We start from the raw sequence: 7012 nt of genomic DNA on the forward strand, positions 1-7012 counted from the left end.
ATTTAACTTACCTTCGTCTCAATCCGCAATTTGTCGGCTACCATGGCAATAAATTCCGAATTCGTAGGTTTGCCGCGCTCAAGGTTAATCGTGTATCCAAAAAACTTGGTCATCATCTCCACATTCCCCCGGTCCCAGGCTAACTCTATGGCATGCCTGATTGCCCGCTCAACTCTGCTGGGTGTTGTTTGATACTTCATGGCAATCATTGGATAAAGCTCTTTTGTGACGGCGCCAAGTAAGTTTACCTCACTAATAACCATTAAAATAGCATCTCTCAGATAATGATAACCTTTTATATGCGCCGGCACGCCCATTTCATGAATTATATTGGTAACAGCCACATCAAGATTTTTCGGTTTTACCGGCGTTATATATTGGGTCATGTTAATTCCTTCAGCCAATTGACGAATCCTCGTCGCCAAAACATTAAAATCAAAAGGCTTTAAAATATAATAGTCCGCTCCTAGCTCAACAGCTTTTTGGGTCACACTTTCCTGACCAAAAGCAGTCAACATAATTACTTTTGGTTTATTGACGGTGCTGTCCGATACAAGTTTTTCCAGTACCCCGATACCGTCAAGGTGCGGCATGATGATATCCAGTACTATGATGTCCGGGTTGTTTTCCTTAATCATTTGCAGCGCTTCCAAGCCATTATAGGCTATACCTATAAGATTCAAGTCTTCCTGCTGGTTGATAAATTCTTTTAACAATTCGCAGAAATCTCTATTATCATCTGCGATCATTAATCTTATTGATTTTCCCGTCATTAAATTTGCCCGCCTCCCAATTTCTATATTTTGTAATTTGTTTTATTATCAAAAGAGTTCGACGGCAAAAAAAAAATTCCTTCATATGGTTTTAAAAATATGGCAGAACTTGGTACGAAAAATCAACAAGATTCTATATATTAACTTGCCATTTTGTTATTTTTTTCTATTGGCAATATTCCCGCTTCCCGCAGCATCCACTCCATCGGAACCCCATAACCTCTCGTCGGATCATTTACAAAAACGTGGGTTACCGCGCCAATAAGCCTGTCGTCTTGAATAATCGGACTTCCACTCATTCCTTGAATAATTCCCCCGGTTTCTTCAAGAAGGCGTGAATCCGTGACTTTTATTATTATTCCCTTACCATCCTGCACGGCTTTTAGGTTAATTTTCAAGATCTCAACGGAAAACCTTTCGACCTTTTCGTCCTTCAATACAGTAAGGATTTCCGCTGGTCCCTCGTGAATTTGATTCGCCGGTGTTGCGGTCATAAGCATGTTACTGCCATAACTTTCAAGAGGTTTTTGCAGGTTGCCAAATATACCAAGTTTTGTGTTTTTTGAAATGGTGCCGTTAATTTGCAGGTCGTCCTGGAATACCCCAATCTTTTCCCCCGGCTGGCCGCGTTTTCCCCGGTGAATTGACTGAACACTTGCCCCAACTATTTTTCCCTCTGATAAATTGAACGGTTCCATTGATTCCAGATCGTTAATAACATGGCCCAACGCGCCATAAATCCCGCTTACCGGTTCATAAAACGTAAGTGTTCCCAAGCCTGCCGCACTGTCTTTAATCAGAAGACCGATCCGGTAACGTGAGGTTTCCGAACAGTAAACCGGACTTATTTTTGCATAAAAAATATCTTCTCCGCGTTTTACCTCCAGGTCCAAAGCTTGTCCGGAGGCTCCGGCGCGGGCTACCAGATCCCGCACTTGTTCTTCACCTTTCAAATCCTCGCCGTTTATCTTTAAGATCACATCTCCAATGCTGATTCCGGCGCTGACAGCAGGGTTGACCTTATTGCCGGACTGGTCCTGAATTGCTGAGTGACCTACCACCATCACACCCCGGGAATGGAGCAAAACCCCAATCGACTGGCCGCCCGGCACAACTTGAACCTGGGAAACAGCGTTAACAGACGCTTCTTGATCATCGTATATCCTTTGATGTAACCACGCTGTGGTATTATGATAATAAATGGGAACGGGGAAATTTAATCTCAGTGATTCATTAACTGCAACATAGCATCCGGATGAAAATAAAAAACTATAAAAAATTAGTGTTCCGGACAAAAACAAGAAAATACCGTCAAATAAACCCCGTTTTTTCCCCTTCAAGCATCACCCCTCCAATTTTAGTGTCGCCCCACCTCCATAATTATCGCGATATCATTAAATATTTTAAATAATATCGTGTATTCTTAAAATAACCTTAATAGATCGCTTTTATTCCGCCTAAATGTGCCTCAACTTGCCAATACGGCATTTATATTGACTCCAAAATTGCTTTGTAACTTATTGTTTATTTTCCTCATATAGCCGAAACATTCATTTTTAACGCTAATTTAATAATTTAGTATTAATAAATAAATATTATAGAAATTATCCAATATGTTAAACCGGCAAAAACCATCGTAATCGGCAGCGTGATCATCCATGTAAGCACGATTTTTTCAGCCGTATCCCACTTTACCGCGGAAACACGCTTAGCTGAACCCACCCCCATAATCGCAGATGATATTACGTGTGTGGTACTAACCGGCAGCTTCAAAAATGTAGCGATAATGATTATCAATGCCGAACTAAAGTCAGACGCAAAACCGCTTGAAGGTTCCAACTTGAAAATCTGAGTGCCGACGGTTTTAATAATTTTCCAGCCGCCAACCGAAGTTCCGAGCGCCATTGCTAAAGCACACGAACTTTTTACCCAAAACGGCACATCAAGGTTCTCCTGCAGACCTCCGGCCACCAAAGCGAAAGTGATAATACCCATTGATTTTTGCGCATCGTTGGTGCCGTGGCTGAATGCCTGCCAGGCGGCAGTAAACACCTGCAGGAAGCGGAAACGGCGGTTCAACTTGACCGGATAGGCGTTTTTAAAAATAATCTTGATTAAGTTCATTACTATAAAACCAACCGAAAAAGCAATCAGGGGCGAGATAATTAACGCCTCAATAATAGTGAAAAATCCTTTATAATTTACCGCTTGATACCCGCCGGCGACGATAACGGCTCCAGTTAGAGAGCCGATTAGAGCATGTGAAGAACTGCTCGGTATGCCGTAATACCAGGTGATTAAATTCCAGGCAATGGCCGAGAGCAAAGCAGCGGCGACAATATACATGCCGTGGTCCAGCTGCAGCGGATCGGCTATCTTGCCGCCGATGGTTTTGGCCACCCCGGTAAAAAGCATCGCCCCCAGCAAGTTCATGGCGGCGGACAGCAAAATAGCAATCCTGGGAGGAAGCGCTTTGGTGGAAATTGACGTGGCAATCGAATTGGCCGTGTCATGAAAACCGTTAATAAAGTCAAAAGAAAGCGCCAGGACCACGACCAGACCAATGAGGATTGCTGTTGAGTCCAACATTAATCCCCCCTTTAAGAACTTCGCATCATAATACCTTCAAGAATATTAGCCACGTCCTCGCAGGAATCTGATACAGCTTCCATCATGCCGTAAATATCTTTCCGTTTGATTAATTCAATCGCGTCCGTACAAGTGGAAAAAAGTGTTTTCAAGCCGTCCCGGAGCAGGTCGTCCGCCACATTTTCCAGTTCGTTGATCTTACGGGTATGATTGGCCATATCGGTGAGCCTTTTTTCCACCAGGTGGTTTATCGCGTAAACAATTTCCTGGATACACATTTCAATATTTTTCGCAAAAAGCATCATATAGTCGTCCGCTTCAATGATATTATAAAGCTCCAGGCGGGAAGCGCACGCTTCCAGGCAATCCAGCACATCATCCAGCTTCAAGGTAAGCCCCAGGATATCTTCCCGTTCAAAGGGAGTGATGAAGGTCCTGTTTAATGCCAAAATAATCTCGTGTGTATAATGGTCGCCCATGTCCTCAACTGTTTTGAGCTGCAGGGCAAACTCTTCCGCATCACTCAGCTTGGTTATCTCTTCCCGGAAAACCTGCATCGCAAGCTGAAGATTTTTCGCTATCATCACCAAGTTATCAAAAAAAACATCGTTTTTCTTTTTTTGAAACATAACCAGACTCCCCCCGGAAAGAAAATGTTTCTTCCTCTGGTATATTATCATAACTTAACACAAAATCAACGTTAAGTTAACCAAAATTAAAAAAAGAAACAGCAAACCAACGATAAAACTACATGTTTTACCGTGGATTTAAGGGGTATTTATGAAAAAGGATGCCCGTATGGGGCATCCTTTTTTACTTCCGGCCGTTGTTCCCTGCCATGGTTTGTTCGGCCCGTTCGATCGCAAGTCTGACCAGATTACCGCAGTTTTTCGAAGAAACATTACCGAAGTAGCCGCCATCCCTGCGCACCACGCCGCCTACACCCAACTCGTCGGCTAATTCATACTTAAGCCTTTCGGACATTACTCCTCCACGCCTTCTGCTCATTAGCCCAACCTCCTTTTTTTACGGAACAACAACCTTTAATATTATTTGATTATGCTTGATCATTTATAATGCAACAAAGCGGCTAAATAATGTCAAAGAACAACCGGAAAATTCTTTTCCAGCCACTCAAAAAACACTTCCCATACTTTCAGGTGGCGCCCGGTAAATTGGTGGTCGGCTTCCGGGATAATCTGCATTCTTTTCGGTTCGCCGGCAGCGTTATAAATTGACCGGGCGTTCTCTACCGGGACTACCTGATCATCGCCCCCGTGGATAACCAGCAGCGGACTGGGCGCAATCAGAGCGGCCCGGCTGAATACATCATAACGGTCCAAATCGGTGATAAAACTCTTTTTAATCCGTAACGCATTATCTTCCTCCGACAATCTGATCATATCGATATCCTCGCCAATCGCCTGGACACGCAAACGAGTAAATATTTCTCTTAACGTGCCCGGCGCCGACCAGGTGCAAACACCCGCCACAGCGCCGCCGGCCCTGCCCAGACAAATAACCGCCGTACCGCCGAAGCTCCGGCCTACCGTGATCACCCTGCTGAAGCCCAGCTCCCGGCAATAGTCCACTGAACACTTTGCGTCCCCAATATGCCGGGTAAGTGTGACATCGGCAAAATCACCCTCACTGTCCCCGCAGCCGCTAAAGTCAAAAAGCAGAGTGGCATAGCCGCGCAGCCCCAATTCTTCCGCCATGGCGACCGCCCGTCCGCCGCCTTCCTTGCTGCCGGTAAAGCCGTGGCAAACAACCACCACTGTCCCGGCAAACTGATTAGCATAAAGAATTCCGGACAGGTTAAGACCAATTTTATTGGAGTATTTAACTTTGTTCCAGACAAACTGATGCTCCAAACTTACCGCCTCGTTTCAAGTTTTGATTCTTGTCTGACATCCCCTTGTATTTAAATATTATCACATTATGAAAAGGTTGGCGCAAGAATTCCTTTCTCCCTGTCTTTATAAAAACAAGCTGTGATATTGGAAATAGTATACAGGCCATGTCTAGGCGACAGGCTTTAAACCAATTTAAGGATCAGCGCCTGCTTTCCTTTGACGCTCATTTCCAACCTGCCGGAAGGGGAGTATTCAACCGGTCCGGATTCATCCATGAGATTCACCATGATCCGGCGGTCAGCCAAATTTTTCTTGATCCGGCCCGGCACATTCGGGTTTGCGGCAATGTTCACATTAACAGACTTACCGGCATTGCTGTTGTTCAAACCCACTATGATGGTATTGCCGCGAAATTCCCTCATATAAACATAGATATCAAAACTGGAGTAAAGAGTGAAGAGATAGCCGTATTGGAGGGCTTCGTTTTCCCGGCGAATCTTAATTAATTTTCGCAGGTTGCGGTAAATGAAACTTTCCACATAATAGCCGGGGAATGGTTCCAATGTGGACGGATCGATTTTTTCCCACGGCATATCCAGGCGCAGGCAAGCGTCCCCGCCCGCCTGCCGGTTACCCTCCAGGCCAATTTCCGTTCCGTAATATATCTGAGGTATGCCTCTGGTTGTCAACAAAAATGATAACACATAAACAACCAGCTTCGCCGCCTCGCGCCTGTCTCCGTTCGCATAATGCACCGCCCAGCTCATTACTCTTTTCTCCAAATCATGGTTATCCACAAGAGTGACCAGGCGGTTGGCATTATTATATTTCCAGTCGGTATCCAGCACCCCGGCCGTTTCAGGAGCGGCGGCGACGCGCGGCCCGGCTATGGCACCCATACCTTTACGGTGTTCCGGAGGCTTATTATCCTCATTCCGGATCATTACATCAATAATATTGCCACATAAAGGAAAATCAAAAAGAGAGTCAAAATCATATTCTCTTTGATACTGCGCCACGGAATCCGCGTCAAAATCCAGCACCTCGCCCAGGAAAAAAATATTCCGGTATTTCCCCCGCACATACGCCTTGAAATAGTACCAGAAAGCCTGGTCAATATGTCCGGCTGAATCCAACCGGATGGCGTCTATTCCCGTGTCTTCGATCCAATCGATAATGTTATTTACAAAGTAATCCCTGACCTCAGCCTGTCCGTGGTCAAAAGCCGGCAGACCGAACGGCATGCCGGCCTGCCGATTTTTAAACCAGCGCGCGGGCAGGCGGTGAGGGTAACCACGGTACTTTTCATTATGGTATCCGGTATGGCTGACAATCACATCAAGGATAATTTTAATGCCGCTGTCATGCAATTGCTCAACCAGGATTTTTAACTTATCCCTGCCGTTATCCGCCGCTTCGGGAATAAGATGAGTGTCTATCCGTTCAAAGTCAAGCGCCCAGTAGCCATGGTAGCCTTCAGCCATCCCCGCCGCGCCGGGGATGCCGCCGATACCCAGATAGACCGGAGTGATCCACAAGGCTGTAACACCGAGATGCTTCAAGTAGGGGATCTTTTTTACGATGCCGGCGAAATTCCCTCCGTGGTATTGCTCCGGGCCGGCCGCCGGGCCTGCTGAGCTGTCGTTAAAAGCATCGCTGCCGTGGAACCGGTCGATCAGAATGAAGTAAATAATATCAGCCTGGGATATTCCTTCCGTCCGGTTTATGATGAAACCCTCCTTAATCAGGGAGACTACAAAGCCGCTTTCCTTATGCATCAAAGAATCGCGGCTT

Annotated in this window: 7 protein-coding genes; all 7 read right to left on the reverse strand. The window is 45.6% G+C overall.

The genetic code is table 11. The annotated features are described in order from the left end of the window. Positions 1-2: 2 nt before the first annotated feature. Positions 3-773 carry a sporulation transcription factor Spo0A gene (gene spo0A, locus A4E54_RS14695; RefSeq protein WP_240082404.1) on the reverse strand — a complete coding sequence of 257 codons (771 nt, stop codon included), beginning with the start codon at positions 771-773 and terminating at the stop codon, positions 3-5. 140 nt (positions 774-913) lie between these two features. Continuing rightward, entirely contained in the window at positions 914-2113 is a 1200-nt protein-coding gene (gene spoIVB, locus A4E54_RS14700) for a SpoIVB peptidase (protein WP_240082405.1), read from the reverse strand. 241 nt (positions 2114-2354) lie between these two features. After that, positions 2355-3362, reverse strand: coding sequence for an inorganic phosphate transporter (locus A4E54_RS14705; protein ID WP_376741778.1), 1008 nt, complete (start codon positions 3360-3362; stop codon positions 2355-2357). A gap of 11 nt (positions 3363-3373) precedes the next feature. After that, complete coding sequence (locus tag A4E54_RS14710) at positions 3374-3991, reverse strand: DUF47 domain-containing protein (protein ID WP_240082406.1); 618 nt, start codon at positions 3989-3991, stop codon at positions 3374-3376. Positions 3992-4175: 184 nt separating this feature from the next. Continuing rightward, positions 4176-4370: a small, acid-soluble spore protein, alpha/beta type gene (locus tag A4E54_RS14715; RefSeq protein WP_240082407.1), complete on the reverse strand. Its 195-nt coding sequence runs from the start codon at positions 4368-4370 to the stop codon at positions 4176-4178. 92 nt (positions 4371-4462) lie between these two features. After that, on the reverse strand, positions 4463-5236 hold the full coding sequence (locus A4E54_RS14720) for an alpha/beta hydrolase (protein WP_286726561.1): 774 nt from the start codon (positions 5234-5236) through the stop codon (positions 4463-4465). Between the two features lie 164 nt (positions 5237-5400). After that, positions 5401-7012, reverse strand: a 1612-nt coding sequence (locus tag A4E54_RS14725; RefSeq protein WP_286726563.1) for an alpha-amylase family glycosyl hydrolase, incomplete at its 5' end; no start/stop codon positions are given.

It is taken from the genome of Pelotomaculum sp. PtaB.Bin117, assembly GCF_002067195.1.
Classification (GTDB): Bacteria; Bacillota; Desulfotomaculia; order Desulfotomaculales; family Pelotomaculaceae; genus Pelotomaculum_D; species Pelotomaculum_D terephthalicicum.

Bases quoted from the DNA above. Each gene is read 5' to 3' on its own strand.
- spo0A (WP_240082404.1), bottom strand. From the start codon at position 773: ATGACGGGAAAATCAATAAGATTAATGATCGCAGATGATAATAGAGAT.
- A4E54_RS14705 (WP_376741778.1), bottom strand. From the start codon at position 3,362: ATGTTGGACTCAACAGCAATCCTCATTGGTCTGGTCGTGGTCCTGGCG.
- A4E54_RS14710 (WP_240082406.1), bottom strand. From the start codon at position 3,991: ATGTTTCAAAAAAAGAAAAACGATGTTTTTTTTGATAACTTGGTGATG.
- A4E54_RS14715 (WP_240082407.1), bottom strand. From the start codon at position 4,370: ATGAGCAGAAGGCGTGGAGGAGTAATGTCCGAAAGGCTTAAGTATGAA.